Origin of the sequence: Massilia suwonensis (assembly GCF_042655665.1) — a bacterium.
In the GTDB taxonomy this organism is placed as follows: domain Bacteria; phylum Pseudomonadota; class Gammaproteobacteria; order Burkholderiales; family Burkholderiaceae_D; genus Telluria; species Telluria suwonensis.
In genome coordinates this window covers 1,585,545-1,600,436 of record NZ_JBHSMR010000013.1, presented here as the reverse complement: position 1 = coordinate 1,600,436, position 14,892 = coordinate 1,585,545, and the positions used below count along the sequence as shown (strand labels likewise).

Sequence of the window (14,892 nt, the reverse complement as noted above, 5' to 3'; positions counted from 1 at the left end):
ATTGTTTAGTTAAATACCTTTAGGACCATCATGAAAAAAGTTTTCGCCCTCTCCCTGATCGCCATCGTTCTCGCAGGCTGCAACACGATCTCCGGCATCGGCCGCGACGTGCAGAAGGTCGGCCAGGTCGTCACCGGCGCCGGCGGCAAGTAATCCATCTTTTAAAACGGGAGAGGCAATGGACAAATTCACCATACACGAAGGACTGGTGGCGCCGCTCGACCGCGCCAACGTCGACACCGATGCCATCATCCCGAAGCAGTTCCTGAAATCGATCCGGCGTACCGGCTTCGGCCCGAACCTGTTCGACGAATGGCGTTATCTCGACCACGGCGAGCCGGGCCAGGATTGCAGCAACCGTCCCCTGAACCCGGACTTCGTGCTGAACCAGCCGCGTTATGCAGGCGCCTCGATCCTGCTGGCCCGCAAAAACTTCGGCTGCGGCTCCTCGCGCGAACATGCGCCCTGGGCCCTGCAGCAGTACGGCTTCAAGGCCATCGTCGCGCCGAGCTTCGCCGACATCTTCTTCAACAACTGCTACAAGAGCGGCCTGCTGCCGATCGTGCTCACCGAAGCGCAAATCGACCAGCTGTTCGACGAAGTCAAGGCGAGCACTGGATTCAAGCTGGTTGTCGACCTCGAGAACCAGGTGTTGCGCACGCCGGACGGCCGCATCGGTTTCGAATTCGCGATCGACGACTTCCGCAAGTACTGCCTGCTCAACGGCCTGGACGACATCGGCCTGACCCTGCGCCACGCCGACGAGATCCGCGCCTTCGAGGAACGCCACCTTGCACGCCAGCCCTGGCTGGCCAACACCATCTGAAAGGCAGCATGACCAAGATTGCAATCCTGCCGGGTGACGGCATCGGCCCCGAGATCATGGCGCAAGCCGTACGCGTGCTGGACGCGCTGGGCGAATCCTTCGAGATGGAACGCGCGGAAGTGGGCGGCGCCGGCTATGCCGCGCACGGCCATCCGCTGCCCGACTCGACCCTGAAACTGGCCAAGGAAGCCGACGCCGTGCTGTTCGGCGCGGTCGGCGACTACCAGTACGACACGCTCGAGCGCGCGCTGCGCCCGGAGCAGGCCATCCTGGGCCTGCGCAAGGAGCTCGGCCTGTTCGCCAACCTGCGTCCGGCGATCCTGTATCCGGAACTGGCGGGCGCCTCGACCCTGAAGCCGGAAGTCGTGTCGGGCCTGGACATCCTGATCATCCGCGAGCTGACCGGCGACATCTATTTCGGCAAGCCGCGCGGCGTGCGCGAATGCCCCGACGGTCCCTTCAAGGGCCAGCGCGAAGGCTTCGACACGATGCGCTATGCCGAAGGCGAGATCCGCCGCATCGCCCACGTGGCCTTCCAGGCTGCGCGCAAGCGCGACAAGCGCGTGACCAGCGTCGACAAGGCCAACGTGCTGGAAACCTTCCAGTTCTGGCGCGACATCGTGACCGACGTGCACAAGGAATACCAGGACGTCGAACTCGAGCACATGTACGTCGATAACGCGGCCATGCAGCTGGTGCGCGCACCGAAGAAGTTCGACGTCATCGTCACCGGCAACATGTTCGGCGACATTCTGTCGGATGCGGCCGCGATGCTGACCGGCTCGATCGGCATGCTGCCTTCGGCTTCGCTCGACGCCAACAATAAAGGCCTGTACGAACCTTCGCACGGCTCGGCGCCCGACATCGCGGGCAAGGGCATCGCGAATCCGCTGGCGACGATTTTGTCGGCCGCGATGATGCTGCGCTTCTCGCTGAACAAGGCCGAGCAGGCCGATCGCATCGAGGCCGCCGTCAAGAGTGTTCTCCAGCAAGGATTGCGGACTCCGGATATATTTGAGGATGGTACGCAGCGTGTCAGTACGGAACAGATGGGCGACGCCGTGGTGCGGGCGCTTGCATGATTTACAAAACAAACGGGAATTAAAATGAAATTGGTAGGCCTGGTAGGTTGGCGCGGCATGGTGGGTTCGGTCCTGATGCAGCGCATGCAGGACGAGGGCGATTTCGACCACATCGAGCCGGTGTTCTTCACCACCTCGAATGCGGGCGGCGCCGCGCCGAAGATGGCGAAGAACGAAACCGTCTTGAGGAGCGCGCATGACATCGCCGAGCTGTCGAAATGCGAGATCATCATCTCCTGCCAGGGCGGCGACTACACGAGCGAGGTCTTCCCGAAGCTGCGCGCCAGCGGCTGGAACGGCTACTGGATCGACGCCGCGTCGACCCTGCGCATGAACGACGACGCCGTCATCGTGCTCGATCCGGTCAACAAGGACGTGATCAAGAACGCACTGTCGCGCGGCGTGAAGAACTACGTCGGCGGCAACTGCACCGTCTCGTGCATGCTGATGGGCCTGGGCGGCCTGTTCGAGCAGGGCCTGGTCGAGTGGATGACCTCCATGACCTATCAGGCGGCCTCCGGCGGCGGCGCCCAGCACATGCGCGAACTGCTGACCCAGTTCGGCACCATCAACGGCGCGGTGAAACCGCTGCTGGACGACCCGGCATCGGCCATCCTCGAGATCGACCGCACCGTGCTGGCGACCCAGCATGGTTTGAGCGCCGATGAAACCAAACAGTTCGGCGTGCCGCTGGCCGGCAACCTGATCCCGTGGATCGACAAGGACCTGGGCAACGGCCAGTCGAAGGAAGAGTGGAAGGCCGGCGCCGAGACCAACAAGATCCTCGGCCGCGGCGAAGGTTTTGGCACGAGTGCAATTCCGGTCGACGGCCTGTGCGTGCGCATCGGCGCGATGCGCTGCCACTCGCAGGCGCTGACCATCAAGATGACGAAGGAAGTGCCGCTCGACGAGATCAACGACATCATCGCTTCGCACAACCAGTGGGTGAAGGTGGTGCCGAACACGCGCGAAGCCTCGATGCGCGACCTGTCGCCGGCAGCGGTGACGGGCAGCCTGACGATCCCGGTGGGTCGCCTGCGCAAGATGTCGATGGGGCCGGATTACCTGTCGGCCTTCACGGTCGGCGACCAGCTGCTGTGGGGCGCGGCCGAGCCGCTGCGGCGCATGCTGCGGATCGTGCTCGATAAGTAAGAGTAAGGAAAACGCCGCGATCATCGCGGCGTTTTTGTAGGGTGGACTCGTATTTGAAGCCCCCGGCTTCAAATACTCCACGCGGTGATACATAGCAGCGAGATCATCCGGCACGAAATCGGAGCCGGCACGTATCACCGCGTGGAGTCAGGACTCCACCCTACAATTGGCGAACCAACCACACCTGTTAGCGCCCCGATAATCAAGCATTGCAACAGCCGATGTCGAAAGATTATCGATAGCTCATCCATCCCACAGATTCGCAAGCCTACGCCCCGCAGAGCTTGCATGCTCCAGTGCATGATGATATGTTGAGACCTCCGGGAAACCGTCCTTTCCCTCCTGCCAACCATCTCGCACCGAACCCTATGCCACTGAACCGCCGCCCTCAGATCATGTCGTCCGCGTTGAAAACGCTTACCGCCGCGGTCGCCAGTGCTGTGCTGTTGTCGTCGGTGGCCAACGCGGCAGGACTGGGCAAGCTGACCGTCCTGTCGGCGCTGGGCCAGCCGCTGCGCGCCGAGATCGAACTGACCGCCGTCTCCGCCGAGGAAGCGTCGGGCCTGGTCGCGAAGCTCGCATCGCCGGAAGCCTACCGCGCCGCCAACGTCGAATTCAATCCGGCCCTGCTGTCGCTGCGCTTCGCCGTCGAGCAGCGCGGCGGGCGCCAGTTCGTGCGCATCACCTCGCCGCAGCCGCTGAACGAACCCTTCGTCGACCTGCTGCTGGAACTGTCCTGGAACAATGGCCGCCTGGTGCGCGAATACACCTTCCTGCTCGACCCGGCCGAACTGCGCGCGACCCAGTCGGCGCAAGTGACGCCGAGCGCGGCGCCGGCGGCACGTCCCGCACGCGACACGGCAGCGGCGCCGGCGCCAACTGAACGTCCGCAACGCGCGGCACGCGCGCAAGAGACTGCGGGCGAGCCGGCCGCGGCCAACGCCTCGCGCTACCGCGTCAAGTCGGGCGATACGCTGAGCCGCATCGCCGGCAAGCTGAAACCCGTCGACGTCTCGCTCGACATGATGCTGGTCGCCCTGTACCGCGCCAATCCGGACGCCTTCATCGGCAACAACATGAACCGCCTGAAGTCGGGCCAGATCCTGTCGGTGCCGGCCGGAGAGAGCCTGCGCGGCCTGGACGCGGGCGACGCCCACGGCACCGTGGTCGCGCACGCGGCCGACTTCAACGCCTACCGCGCCAAGCTGGCCGGCCAGGTCGCCACCAGCGCCCCGGCGCGCGAAGCGGCAGCAGGGCAGAGCGCGACCGGCCGCATCACGGCCAAGGTCGAGGAACGCCCGACCGCCGCCAACGAATCGCAGGACCAGCTGCGCCTGTCGAAGGCGCTGCCGCCGAAAGCCGGCAACGGCGCCGCCACGGCGGAAGACGTGGTGGCCAAGGAAAAGGAACTGAACGATGCCCAGACCCGCGTCAAGGAACTGGAAAAGAACGTCAACGACCTCGAGAAACTGATCACGGTCAAGAGCCAGACCGGCGCCGCCGCCACCCAGCGCGCGGAAGGCGCCCCGGCCATCAAGCCGATCACGCCGGCCGACTCCGTGGTCGCGCAGGCCGATACCGCGCCCAAGGCAGCGCCGAAGATCAAGCCGGCACAGAAGCCGGTCGTCCCGGCGGAACCGGCGCCGGCCGAGACCAGCCTGGCCGACACGCTGATGGACAACATCCTGTATCTCGGCGCCGGCGCCGCCGTGCTGCTGCTCGCCGCGCTCGGCCTGTCGCAGCGCCGCAAGCAGAAGGTGGTCGTCGAGAAGACCCCGAACACCCCGACCATCCTCGGCAGCGCGGCCCAGCCGGCGCAGGCGATGTTCGCGGAAACGGGCGGCCAGAGCGTCGATACCCACGACAGCGTCTTCAACTCCAGCTTCGCGCCCTCGGCCAGCCAGCTCGACACGAACGAAGTCGACCCACTGGCCGAAGCCGAGCTGTATCTGGCCTATAACTTCGACACCCAGGCCGAGGACATCCTCAAGGAAGCCCTGCGCAACGATCCGTACCGCCATCCGGTGCGCCTCAAATTGCTCGAGATCTACGCGGCGCGCAAGGACGTGCCTGCCTTCGCGGCCCAGGCTACCGAGCTGTACAGCCTGACGGGCGGCAAGGGCGACGAGTGGGCGCAAGCCGCCGCGCTCGGCCACACGCTCGACCCGAACAACCCGATGTACGCGCAAGGAGCCGCGATGGGAAGTAATGCTGGCGCGGCCGTCGCCGGCGGTGCGGCAGTGGCCGGCGCCGGCCTGGCCGCGGCAAGCCTGGGCGATGATGCCGGCCCGCAGACGATGCTCTCGCAACAGCTCGAGCAGGCCTTCCGCAAGCGCGACGACAGCACCGAAATGATCGAGCCGGAATCGACGGTCGACGCCGTCACCGGCGCGCCGCTCGACACCGGCTTCAACCTCGACAGCCTGGGCCTGGATCATGAGGCCACCGCGCTGCCGCAGCTGGCCGACCACGAGCCGGCGCCTGCAGCCAAGGACGACAACCTGCTCGACTTCGACCTCGGCGGCCTGAGCTTCGAACCGGTCGCCACCAGCGGCACCGAAAACGCCGTACACGACGACGCGACCGCCGTGCCCGACCTGCAGTTCGACATGGAGCCTTTCGCGCCTCTCGAACCGGCGTCCGGCACCCCGGCGGTGACCAGCAGCGACAGCCTGGACGACCTCGCCTTCGACATGAACTTCGATGCGCCGGCTGCCCAGCCTGCGGCCGCGGCAAGCGTGGACGAAGACGACGCCTTCGTGCTTGACCTCAGCAAGAACGGCCCGAACACCGACATCGACATGGCCCAGCTGGCCCGCGAGTTCGAGCTCCCACCGCTGCCTGAGGCACCTGTGACGCCGCCGGCATCGGACCTGAAGGATCCGCTGTTCGACCTCGACGCCATGGACTTCGGCCTGACCGACACGACCCCGGTCACCCCGGTGGGCGACAAGCAGGAACCGGTCTTCGATTTCGGCTCGACCGACCTCGACCTGACCCCGGCCGAGCCGGCCGCTCCCGAAGTGGCTGCCGCACCGGACGCGTCGAAGAACCCGCTGTTCGACCTCGACATGATGGACTTCGGCCAGCCGGCCGCGCCCGCCGCGCCGCAGGACGACCCGTTCGCGCAAACCGATGTGCCGGCGATCCCGAACCCGGGCACCCCGGTGCCGCGCTTCGACATGGCGGGCCTCGACCTCGACCTGCCGGCCAACGACTTCGCACTGACCGAACCGGAAACGGCCCCGGCTCCCGTCGAGCACGCCTCGGCCGAGCTGACCCCGGCCCAGATGGAGATGGAAACCAAGCTCGACCTCGCGATCGCCTACCAGGAGATCGGCGACAAGGAAGGCGCACGCGAATTGCTCGACGAAGTGATCAAGGGCGGTAACGTCGAACAATCCAGCCGCGCCAGTGCCATGCGCGCCTCATTGGCGTGACCCGTGGCGTGAGGCGCATCGCACTCGGACTCCAGTACGTCGGCACCGGCTGGAATGGTTACCAGAAACAGCCGAGCCGCGACACCGTCCAGGACGCGCTCGAGATTGCCCTCGAGAAGTTTGCCTGCACCAAGCTAGCCACCACCTGCGCTGGCCGCACCGATGCCGGCGTGCATGCGGTCGAGCAGGTCGTCCACTTCGACACCGAGCTCGACCGGTCGATGCAGAGCTGGGTGCGCGGCACCAATACCTTCCTGCCGGATTCGATTTCCGTGCGCTGGGCCGCCGAAGTGGCGCCCGACGCCGAAGGGCAGGACTTCCATGCGCGCTTTTCGGCGCGTGCGCGCACCTATCACTACGTGCTGTACAACAATTCGAACCCGTCCGCGCTGCTGGCCGGACGCGCCGGCTGGGTGTTCCGTCCACTCGACGTCGAGCGCATGCGCCAAGCCGCCCGTCACCTGATCGGCCTGCACGATTTTTCCTCCTTCCGCGCGTCCGGCTGCCAGGCGAACACGCCGGTCAAGGACATGCAGGAAATCTCGATCGAGCGGCGCGGCGACATCATCGTCTTCACCGTGCGCGCCAGCGCCTTCCTGCACCACATGGTGCGCAACATCGTCGGCGCGCTGATCTACGTCGGCACCGGCCGCAACGAACCGGACTGGATGGCCGAGGTGCTGGCCGCGCGCGACCGCGACGCCGCCGCGCCGACCTTCATGCCCGACGGCCTGTATTTCGCGAAAATCAATTACGATCCGAAGTGGGGATTGCCCCAAGAGACAATTTCGCCTTTGCCTTGGCTTTAAGATCGTAAACATGCACCGTACCCGTATCAAGATTTGCGGCATCACGCGCGAGGAAGACCTGCGCGCGGCCGTCGCCTCGGGCGCCGACGCGCTCGGCTTCGTCTTCTACCCGAAGAGCCCGCGCTACCTCACGCCCGAGCGCTTCGGTGAGTTGACGCGCGGCTTGCCGCCCTACGTCAGCTCGGTCGCGCTGTTCGTGAATGCGAGCGTGGACGAGGTGAGGGCGGTGGTCGAGGCAGGTCCGGTGGCGCTGCTGCAATTTCATGGCGACGAAACGATGGAAGAGTGCGCGCGCATCGCCGCGGCGGTGCAGCGGCCTTTCGTCCACGCCTACCGCATGAAGCCGGACACAAGCCCGCACGATTTGCTAGAATGCGAACTCGCATACCGCGCCGCCAGCCCCTGGTTTTCGAGCCTGTTGCTCGATACCTATGTGGATGCCTACGGCGGCGCCGGAAAGGTCTTCGATTGGTCTCTTATTCCAAAAGAGCTCGCGCCTCGGGTCGTTTTGAGTGGTGGCTTGAGCGTGCAAAACGCGACTGACGCAGTCGCCCGCGTACGCCCCTGGGCCGTCGACATCAGCAGCGGTGTCGAGACAGCCAAGGGAATCAAGGACGCCCGCAAGATCGCGGATTTCATCGCCGCGGTGCGGGCAGCCGATGCCACCATTGAAAGCGAATACTCCCATGAAAGCAGTACAGGAAGCAGCCCTGGAGCGCCAGGAAGCAGCAGCTGAACGCGGCCCCGACGCCCTGTTCCAGACGACCGATTATCAATTTCCCGATGCGCGCGGCCACTTCGGCCCCTACGGCGGCAGTTTCGTTGCCGAAACGCTGACCCACGCGCTGGCCGAGCTCAACGACGCCTACGCCCGTTATTCGCACGATCCCGAATTCCTCGAAGAGTTCCGCTACGAGCTGGCCCACTTCGTCGGCCGTCCGTCCCCGGTCTACCACGCCAAGCGCTGGTCCGAGCTGGCCGGCGGCGCGCAAGTCTTCTTCAAGCGCGAAGACCTGAACCACACCGGCGCGCATAAAATCAACAACGTGATCGGCCAGGCCTTATTGGCACGGCGCATGGGCAAGCAGCGCATCATCGCCGAGACCGGCGCGGGCCAGCACGGCGTCGCCACCGCCACCATCTGCGCCCGCTTCGGCCTCGAATGCGTGGTCTACATGGGCGCCGAGGACGTCAAGCGCCAGGCCCAGAACGTGTACCGCATGAAACTGCTGGGCGCGACCGTCGTTCCGGTCGAGTCCGGCAGCAAGACCCTGAAGGACGCGCTCAACGAAGCCATGCGCGACTGGGTCACCAACATCGAAAACACCTTCTACATCATCGGCACAGTGGCCGGTCCGCACCCGTATCCGATGATGGTGCGCGACTTCCAGTCGGTGATCGGCGAGGAATGCCGCGTGCAGATGCCGGAGATGACGGGGCGCCAGCCCGACTACGTGATCGCCTGCATCGGCGGCGGCTCGAATGCGATGGGCATCTTCTATCCCTACATCGACGAGGCCGGCGTCAAGCTGGTCGGCGTCGAGGCGGCGGGCGAGGGGCTCGATTCGGGCAAGCATGCGGCCTCGCTGACGGCCGGCTTCCCTGGCGTGCTGCACGGTAACCGGACTTACCTGTTGCAGGATACGAACGGCCAGATCATCGAGACCCACTCGGTTTCGGCCGGCCTGGATTACCCGGGCGTCGGTCCCGAGCACGCCTGGCTCAAGGATTCGGCGCGCGCCGAGTACGTGTCGATCACGGACGACGAGGCGCTGGCTGCCTTCCATGACTGCTGCCGCATCGAGGGCATCATCCCGGCGCTGGAATCCTCGCACGCGATCGCCTACGCGGTAAAACTGGCGGCCACGCTGCCAAAGGACAAGCTGATCCTGGTGAACCTGTCGGGACGGGGCGACAAGGACATGCACACGGTGGCGCAACGGATGGGGCTCGATTTCGGCTGAGCTTGTTGGACGCGTGGACGGGAGACCCGTCCACCCTACAGCACACGAATGTAGGGTGGACGGCTCCGCCGTCCACGCGTTCAACGAACTCATGCACACCCAACCGCCACCGTCTACAGAGCAGAGAAAAAACATGTCCCGAATCGCAACAACTTTCGCCACCCTGCGCGAACAAAACAAAACCGGCCTCGTCACCTTCATCACCGCCGGCGACCCCGGCCCCGAGCTGACCGTCCCCCTGATGCACGCGCTCGTCGCGGGCGGCGCCGACGTCCTCGAGCTGGGCGTCCCATTCTCCGACCCGATGGCCGAAGGCCCGGTCATCCAGCGCGCCTGCGAGCGCGCCCTGAAATTCGGCATCGGCCTCAAGGATGTCTTCAACTACGTTCGCGAGTTCCGCCAGACCGACCCCGATACGCCGGTGGTCCTGATGGGCTACGCGAACCCGATCGAGCGCATCGGCCCGGACGAATTCATCCGCTGCGCGAAAGAGGCGGGCGCCGACGGCGCGATCGTCGTCGACTACCCGCCGGAAGAGTGCGAAGCCTTTGCCGACGCCATGCGCGAGAGCGATCTCGACCTGATCTTCCTGCTGGCGCCGACTTCGACTCAGGAGCGCATCAGGCAGGTCGCCCGCTACGGCAGCGGCTTCAGCTATTACGTCTCGCTGAAAGGGGTAACTGGCGCCGGCAGCATCGATACCGAGGACGTGGCGCGCCGCGTGGCCGCGATCCGCGAGCACGTCAGCCTGCCGATCGGCGTCGGCTTCGGCATCCGCGATGCGCAGACGGCGAAGACGGTCGCTTCCGTGGCCGATGCGGTCGTGATCGGCAGCCGGATCATCCAGGAAATCGAGAATGCCGGGGCCGAGGCGGCCGTCCCGGCCGTCCAGGCTTTTGTTGCCGGCATCCGCACTGCGCTCGACAGTCAATAAACGGCCAGTACGCACCGCTTTCCTGCGTTTGCTCAATCGGGAAAGACCGGCGCATGCATACGTCGGCGCTCCCTGTTGAGGTACATTGAATTTCCGTACCTCAACTTTTGTGGAGCCCTTGGATGAAGAAGCGAATCAACAGTGTTTCCCTGGTCCAGAACGCGAAGATGATGGCTGCACTCTATCTCGTCCTGTCCCTGCCGATGCTGGCCATCATGGCGCTGGCCGGCGGCGTGATGAGCCAGGCGGCCATGTCGCTGGTTACGATGGTCGTCTTCGTGCTTGCGTATGTCGCCAGCGGTTTCGTGTTCACCCTGATCGGCGCATGGGTCTACAACCTGGTCGCCTCGATGGTCGGCGGCTTCGAATTCACCACCGCCGAGGTCAAGCAAAGCTGAATCCGTCTGCGCAGAGCGCGCAACGCTTACGCCGGCCGTGGCCTTGCCACCGCCGGCGTTTTTACTTGCTGTCTTGCCTGCCGGTAAGGTAGAGTCAGTCTACCCATTCTTGCCTGGAAGACATTCATGAAGAAGCAAATCGTCCGCGTCGCCATCCTGCAGAACGCCAAAGTGATGGCCGCCCTGTATTTCGTGATTTCCCTTCCGCTGGTCGCCCTCACGGCGCTGCCGCTGATGACGACGGGGCAGTGGGTGGGCGGCTCGCTGCTGGTCATGCTGCTGATGCCCTTGCTCTACACGGCGCTCGGTTTCGTGTTCACCCTGTTCGGCGCATGGGTGTATAACATGGTTGCAGCGCGGGTTGGCGGCTTCGAATTCACGACAAGCGAACTCGGCCACGACTAAGCGTCAGCGCGGGCCAGGCTTTGGTTGACAGACTGGCAAGCGGTGACAAGCCCAGCGCTAGCGGCTACACTACGCCCCATTCTAGATTTGCCGCAAAGGAGAGAACATGAGTTGGTTGGAAAAATTGCTGCCCCCACGAATCCAGCGCTCCGATGCCGCGAACCGCAAAACCATGCCGGAAGGCCTGTGGGTCAAGTGCCCATCCTGCGAAGCGGTGCTCTACCGCGCCGACCTCGAGTCGAACCTGCACGTCTGCCCGAAGTGCGACCATCACATGCGCATCCGCGCCCGCGAGCGCCTCGATGCGCTGCTCGACGAAGGTGGCCGCTACGAGATCGGCCAGGAAGCCCTGCCGGTCGATACCCTGAAGTTCAAGGACAGCAAGAAGTATCCTGACCGTCTCAAGCAAGCAATGGACGCCACCGGCGAGACCGACGCGCTGATCGTTCAGGGCGGCTCGATCATGAGCCTGCCGGTCGTCGTGGCCTGCTTCGAATTCGAATTCATGGGCGGCTCGATGGGTTCGGTCGTCGGCGAGCGTTTCGCACGCGGCGCCCAGGTCGCCCTGGAACAGAAGGTGCCGTTTATCTGCATCACCGCCACCGGCGGCGCGCGCATGCAGGAAGGCCTGCTGTCGCTGCTGCAGATGGCGAAGACCACCGCCATGCTGACCAAGCTGTCGGAAAAGAAACTGCCGTTCATCAGCGTGCTGACCGACCCGACCATGGGCGGCGTCTCGGCTTCGTTCGCCTTCATGGGCGACGTCGTGATCGCCGAACCGAAAGCCCTGATCGGCTTCGCCGGTCCGCGCGTCATCGAAAACACCGTGCGCGAAAAGCTGCCGGAAGGTTTCCAGCGCGCCGAATTCCTGGTGCAGAAGGGCGCCGTCGACATGATCGTCGACCGCCGCAAGATGCGCGAAGAAATCGCCCGCCTGCTGGCATTGCTGCAGAACCAGCCGGCTGAAGTCATCGCTTAACCCGGCAACTGCTATTATTCTGGCCGGCGGCCCGCATCGCGGCCCGCCGGTTTTTCGTTTCAACGCAACCAATTCATATCCATGCTTCCCACCACCTTGCCCGCGTGGCTGGCGCTGATCGAGTCGCGCCACGCCGAAACCCACATCGACATGGGCCTGGACCGCGTCCGCGCCGTCAAGGAACGCATGAACCTGCAGTTCTCCTGCCCGGTGATCATGGTGGCCGGCACCAACGGCAAGGGCTCGACCTGCGCAATGCTTGAATCCGTCCTGCTGCACGCCGGCTACCGCGTCGGCCTCTACATCAAGCCGCACTTCCTCGACTTTAACGAGCGCGCCCGCATCAATGGCGAAATGGCCAGCGACGCAGCACTGGTCGAAGCCTTCGATTTCGTCGAAGAAGCGCGCGGCGACATTGACCTGACCTATTTCGAGTTCACGACGCTGGCGATCATGCACCTGATCTCGAAGGCCGGCGTCGACGTCGCGATCCTGGAAGTGGGCCTCGGCGGGCGTCTCGATGCCGTGAACGTGATCGATGCCGACGTCTCCATCGTCACCAGCATCGACATCGACCACGCCGACTACCTGGGCGAGACGCGCGAGGAAATCGGCTTCGAGAAGGCCGGCATCTTCCGCGCCGGCAAGCCGGCGATCTGCAGCGATCCGCTGCCGCCGCAATCGCTGATCCAGCACGCGCACGACATAGGCGCCGACCTGTGGCTGATCGGACGCGATTTCAATTATCAGGGCGACCAGCAGCAGTGGAGCTATGGCGGACGCACCCAGCGCCGCAATTCGCTCGCCTATCCGGCCCTGCGCGGCGCCAACCAGCTGCTGAACGCTTCGGCCGCGCTGGCGGCGCTCGAAACGCTGCGCATGCAGCTGCCCTGCGGCGCCCAGGAAGTGCGCAGCGGCCTGGCGCTGGTCGAACTGCCGGGACGCTTCCAGGTGCTGCCGGGCCGTCCGACCACGGTGCTCGACGTCGCCCACAATCCGCATGCCTCGGCCACGCTGGCCCAGAACCTCGGCAACATGGGTTTCCATCGCTACACCTATGCCGTGTTCGGCATCATGGAAGACAAGGACATCGAAGGCGTGCTCAAACCCATGGCCGGAATCGTCGACCACTGGTGCCTGGCCGAGCTGCCGTCGCCGCGTTCGGCGAAGGGCGCCAATCTGGCCGAGAAGGTTGCGGCGTTGCGTCCGACCGGGGCGAAGGATAGCGATTTTTCGGTGACGCAGTTCGCCGATCCGGCGGCGGCATTTGCAAATGCGGTGAGCCGTGCCGAGGAGAATGATAGAATTGTGGTCTTTGGCTCGTTCTATACCGTCGCCGGCGTGATGGCGGCCCGAAAAAACTCTCTTCACTGACATACAGACGCATGGGCTTGTTCTCGATTTTTGGTAAAAACAAGCAAGAAAGCGCCGCCCAGGATAGTGGCCGAATCTCGCGTGACTTCGCCCGCGATGACGCCGACTATGGGCAGCAGGCCCGTTCCAAGCGTGCCAGTCACGCAAATTCGGCCAACGAAAGCGGGCAGGGCGGTTCGCGCCGCAGCCGCAGCGGCGGCGACCCCATGCTGCCGGAAAAGAAGCGCGCCCGGCGCCGCCTGGTAGGGGCCGTCGCGCTGGCGCTGGCCGCCGCCGTCGGCCTGCCGATGCTGCTCGATTCCGAACCGCGTCCGCTGTCCGGCGATATCGCGATCCAGATCCCGTCGAAGGAAAAAGCCCCCGCGCTGCCGATGCCTGCGTCTCCGGTACCGGCCGCCGACAGCGTCGACCAGGACGAGGAAGTCATTGCACCGCCGCCGCTCGCGCCGGCCCCGCGCCCGGCGCCTGTCGAAGCGCCAACCGTGAAGACGGTGGACGTGGACAAGGAGCCGAAACCGGCCAAGCCGGAACCGAAGCTGGCCGAACACAAGCCGGAGCCGAAGCCGGCCGAGCACAAGCTGGAAACGAAACCGGCCGAGCGCAAGGTGGCCGAGAAGCCTGCCGAGAAGCCTGCGCCGAAGAAGCCCGAAGACAAGCCTGAACCGAAGCCGGTCACGCCGAAACCGAAGGACAGCGAAGCGGCTCGCGCACTGGCGCTGCTGGAGGGCAAGCCCACCAAGACCGCCGAAGCGCACCCGCGCACTGAAGAGAAGGCGGAAGCCGGCCAGCGTTTCGTGGTGCAGGTGGCGGCCCTCGCCACCCAGGAAAAGGTCGACGAACTGCAGGCGCGCTTGCGGGCCGGCGGCATCAGTTCCTTCACCAAAAAGTCCGGCGCCCTGATCAAGGTCCAGGTCGGACCCTTCGGCAGCCGCGAGGAAGCTGACCGGACCAAGGCCAAGCTGGGCAGCCTGGGCTTGAGCGGTTTCCTGGTCCCGGTCTGATAGGTGTGCTTGCTGCGTGACGATTTTCGATTATCTGGTTTTGTTCGTGCTGGTAGCGTCGGTTGTCATCAGCACCATGCGTGGTTTAGTGAAGGAAATCCTGTCGCTGACGGGGTGGGTTGTCGCCTTCGTCGTGGCGAATGCCTATGGCGCGCGCCTCGCGCCGCTGTTGCCGGATATGATACCGGGCGAAACGACGCGCCTGATCGTGGCCTTCGTCGCCCTGTTCCTCGGCGTACGCATCCTGATGGGACTGCTGTCCCTGGCGATCGGCGCGCTGATCGACGCGGCCGGCCTGACGCTCGCGGACCGCGGCCTCGGCGGCCTGTTCGGCCTGGCGCGCGGGATTGTAATCGTGCTGGCCGCCGTCATATTGTGTTCCATGACAGCCATTCCCCAACAAGCATTCTGGAAAGACGCGCTGCTGTCCCCGCTGGCCGAGGCCGGAGCGCGCACCGTCAAGCCATTTCTCCCTGCTGCGCTGGCGCAGCACGTACATTTTTAGTTTCGTTTTTAAATCCTTTCGTA

At 64.8% G+C, this 14,892-nt stretch carries 15 protein-coding genes; all 15 read left to right on the top strand.

Going from position 1 to position 14,892, the window contains the following annotated elements; all coding sequences use genetic code 11:
• The first annotated feature begins 30 nt into the window (after positions 1-30).
• The 15 genes from ACFPQ5_RS15250 (at position 31) to ACFPQ5_RS15180 (ending at position 14,869) form a co-directional block, all read left to right on the top strand.
• Positions 31-153 carry a lipoprotein gene (locus ACFPQ5_RS15250; protein WP_379757231.1) on the top strand — a complete coding sequence of 41 codons (123 nt, stop codon included), beginning with the start codon at positions 31-33 and terminating at the stop codon, positions 151-153.
• A 25-nt stretch (positions 154-178) separates the two neighbouring features.
• A complete protein-coding gene (leuD, locus tag ACFPQ5_RS15245) occupies positions 179-826 on the top strand; it encodes a 3-isopropylmalate dehydratase small subunit (RefSeq protein ID WP_379757228.1) in 648 nt (215 codons plus the stop codon).
• An 8-nt stretch (positions 827-834) separates the two neighbouring features.
• Positions 835-1,908, top strand: a complete 1,074-nt coding sequence (gene leuB / locus ACFPQ5_RS15240) for a 3-isopropylmalate dehydrogenase (protein ID WP_379757225.1) — start codon at positions 835-837, stop codon at positions 1,906-1,908.
• A 24-nt stretch (positions 1,909-1,932) separates the two neighbouring features.
• Entirely contained in the window at positions 1,933-3,060 is a 1,128-nt protein-coding gene (asd, locus tag ACFPQ5_RS15235; protein WP_379757223.1) for an aspartate-semialdehyde dehydrogenase, read from the top strand.
• Positions 3,061-3,467: 407 nt separating this feature from the next.
• Positions 3,468-6,500, top strand: a complete 3,033-nt coding sequence (locus ACFPQ5_RS15230) for a motility hub landmark protein FimV (RefSeq protein WP_379757221.1) — start codon at positions 3,468-3,470, stop codon at positions 6,498-6,500.
• A gap of 8 nt (positions 6,501-6,508) precedes the next feature.
• Entirely contained in the window at positions 6,509-7,309 is an 801-nt protein-coding gene (gene truA / locus ACFPQ5_RS15225; protein WP_379757218.1) for a tRNA pseudouridine(38-40) synthase TruA, read from the top strand.
• Positions 7,310-7,319: 10 nt separating this feature from the next.
• The gene (locus tag ACFPQ5_RS15220; RefSeq protein ID WP_379757215.1) at positions 7,320-8,045 is read left to right on the top strand and encodes a phosphoribosylanthranilate isomerase; all 726 of its coding nucleotides are present in this window, start codon (positions 7,320-7,322) and stop codon (positions 8,043-8,045) included.
• A gap of 16 nt (positions 8,046-8,061) precedes the next feature.
• Positions 8,062-9,273: a tryptophan synthase subunit beta gene (trpB, locus tag ACFPQ5_RS15215; protein ID WP_379760127.1), complete on the top strand. Its 1,212-nt coding sequence runs from the start codon at positions 8,062-8,064 to the stop codon at positions 9,271-9,273.
• Positions 9,274-9,406: 133 nt separating this feature from the next.
• Positions 9,407-10,207 carry a tryptophan synthase subunit alpha gene (gene trpA, locus ACFPQ5_RS15210; RefSeq protein WP_379757212.1) on the top strand — a complete coding sequence of 267 codons (801 nt, stop codon included), beginning with the start codon at positions 9,407-9,409 and terminating at the stop codon, positions 10,205-10,207.
• Positions 10,208-10,329: 122 nt separating this feature from the next.
• Positions 10,330-10,605, top strand: a complete 276-nt coding sequence (locus ACFPQ5_RS15205; RefSeq protein ID WP_379757209.1) for a hypothetical protein — start codon at positions 10,330-10,332, stop codon at positions 10,603-10,605.
• Positions 10,606-10,731: 126 nt separating this feature from the next.
• On the top strand, positions 10,732-11,010 hold the full coding sequence (locus tag ACFPQ5_RS15200; RefSeq protein WP_379757206.1) for a hypothetical protein: 279 nt from the start codon (positions 10,732-10,734) through the stop codon (positions 11,008-11,010).
• A gap of 106 nt (positions 11,011-11,116) precedes the next feature.
• Positions 11,117-11,989, top strand: a complete 873-nt coding sequence (gene accD, locus ACFPQ5_RS15195) for an acetyl-CoA carboxylase, carboxyltransferase subunit beta (RefSeq protein WP_379757203.1) — start codon at positions 11,117-11,119, stop codon at positions 11,987-11,989.
• An 81-nt stretch (positions 11,990-12,070) separates the two neighbouring features.
• Complete coding sequence (folC, locus tag ACFPQ5_RS15190; RefSeq protein ID WP_379757200.1) at positions 12,071-13,363, top strand: bifunctional tetrahydrofolate synthase/dihydrofolate synthase; 1,293 nt, start codon at positions 12,071-12,073, stop codon at positions 13,361-13,363.
• A gap of 11 nt (positions 13,364-13,374) precedes the next feature.
• Positions 13,375-14,364, top strand: coding sequence for an SPOR domain-containing protein (locus ACFPQ5_RS15185; RefSeq protein ID WP_379757197.1), 990 nt, complete (start codon positions 13,375-13,377; stop codon positions 14,362-14,364).
• Positions 14,365-14,380: 16 nt separating this feature from the next.
• On the top strand, positions 14,381-14,869 hold the full coding sequence (locus ACFPQ5_RS15180; protein WP_379757195.1) for a CvpA family protein: 489 nt from the start codon (positions 14,381-14,383) through the stop codon (positions 14,867-14,869).
• Positions 14,870-14,892: the final 23 nt, after the last annotated feature.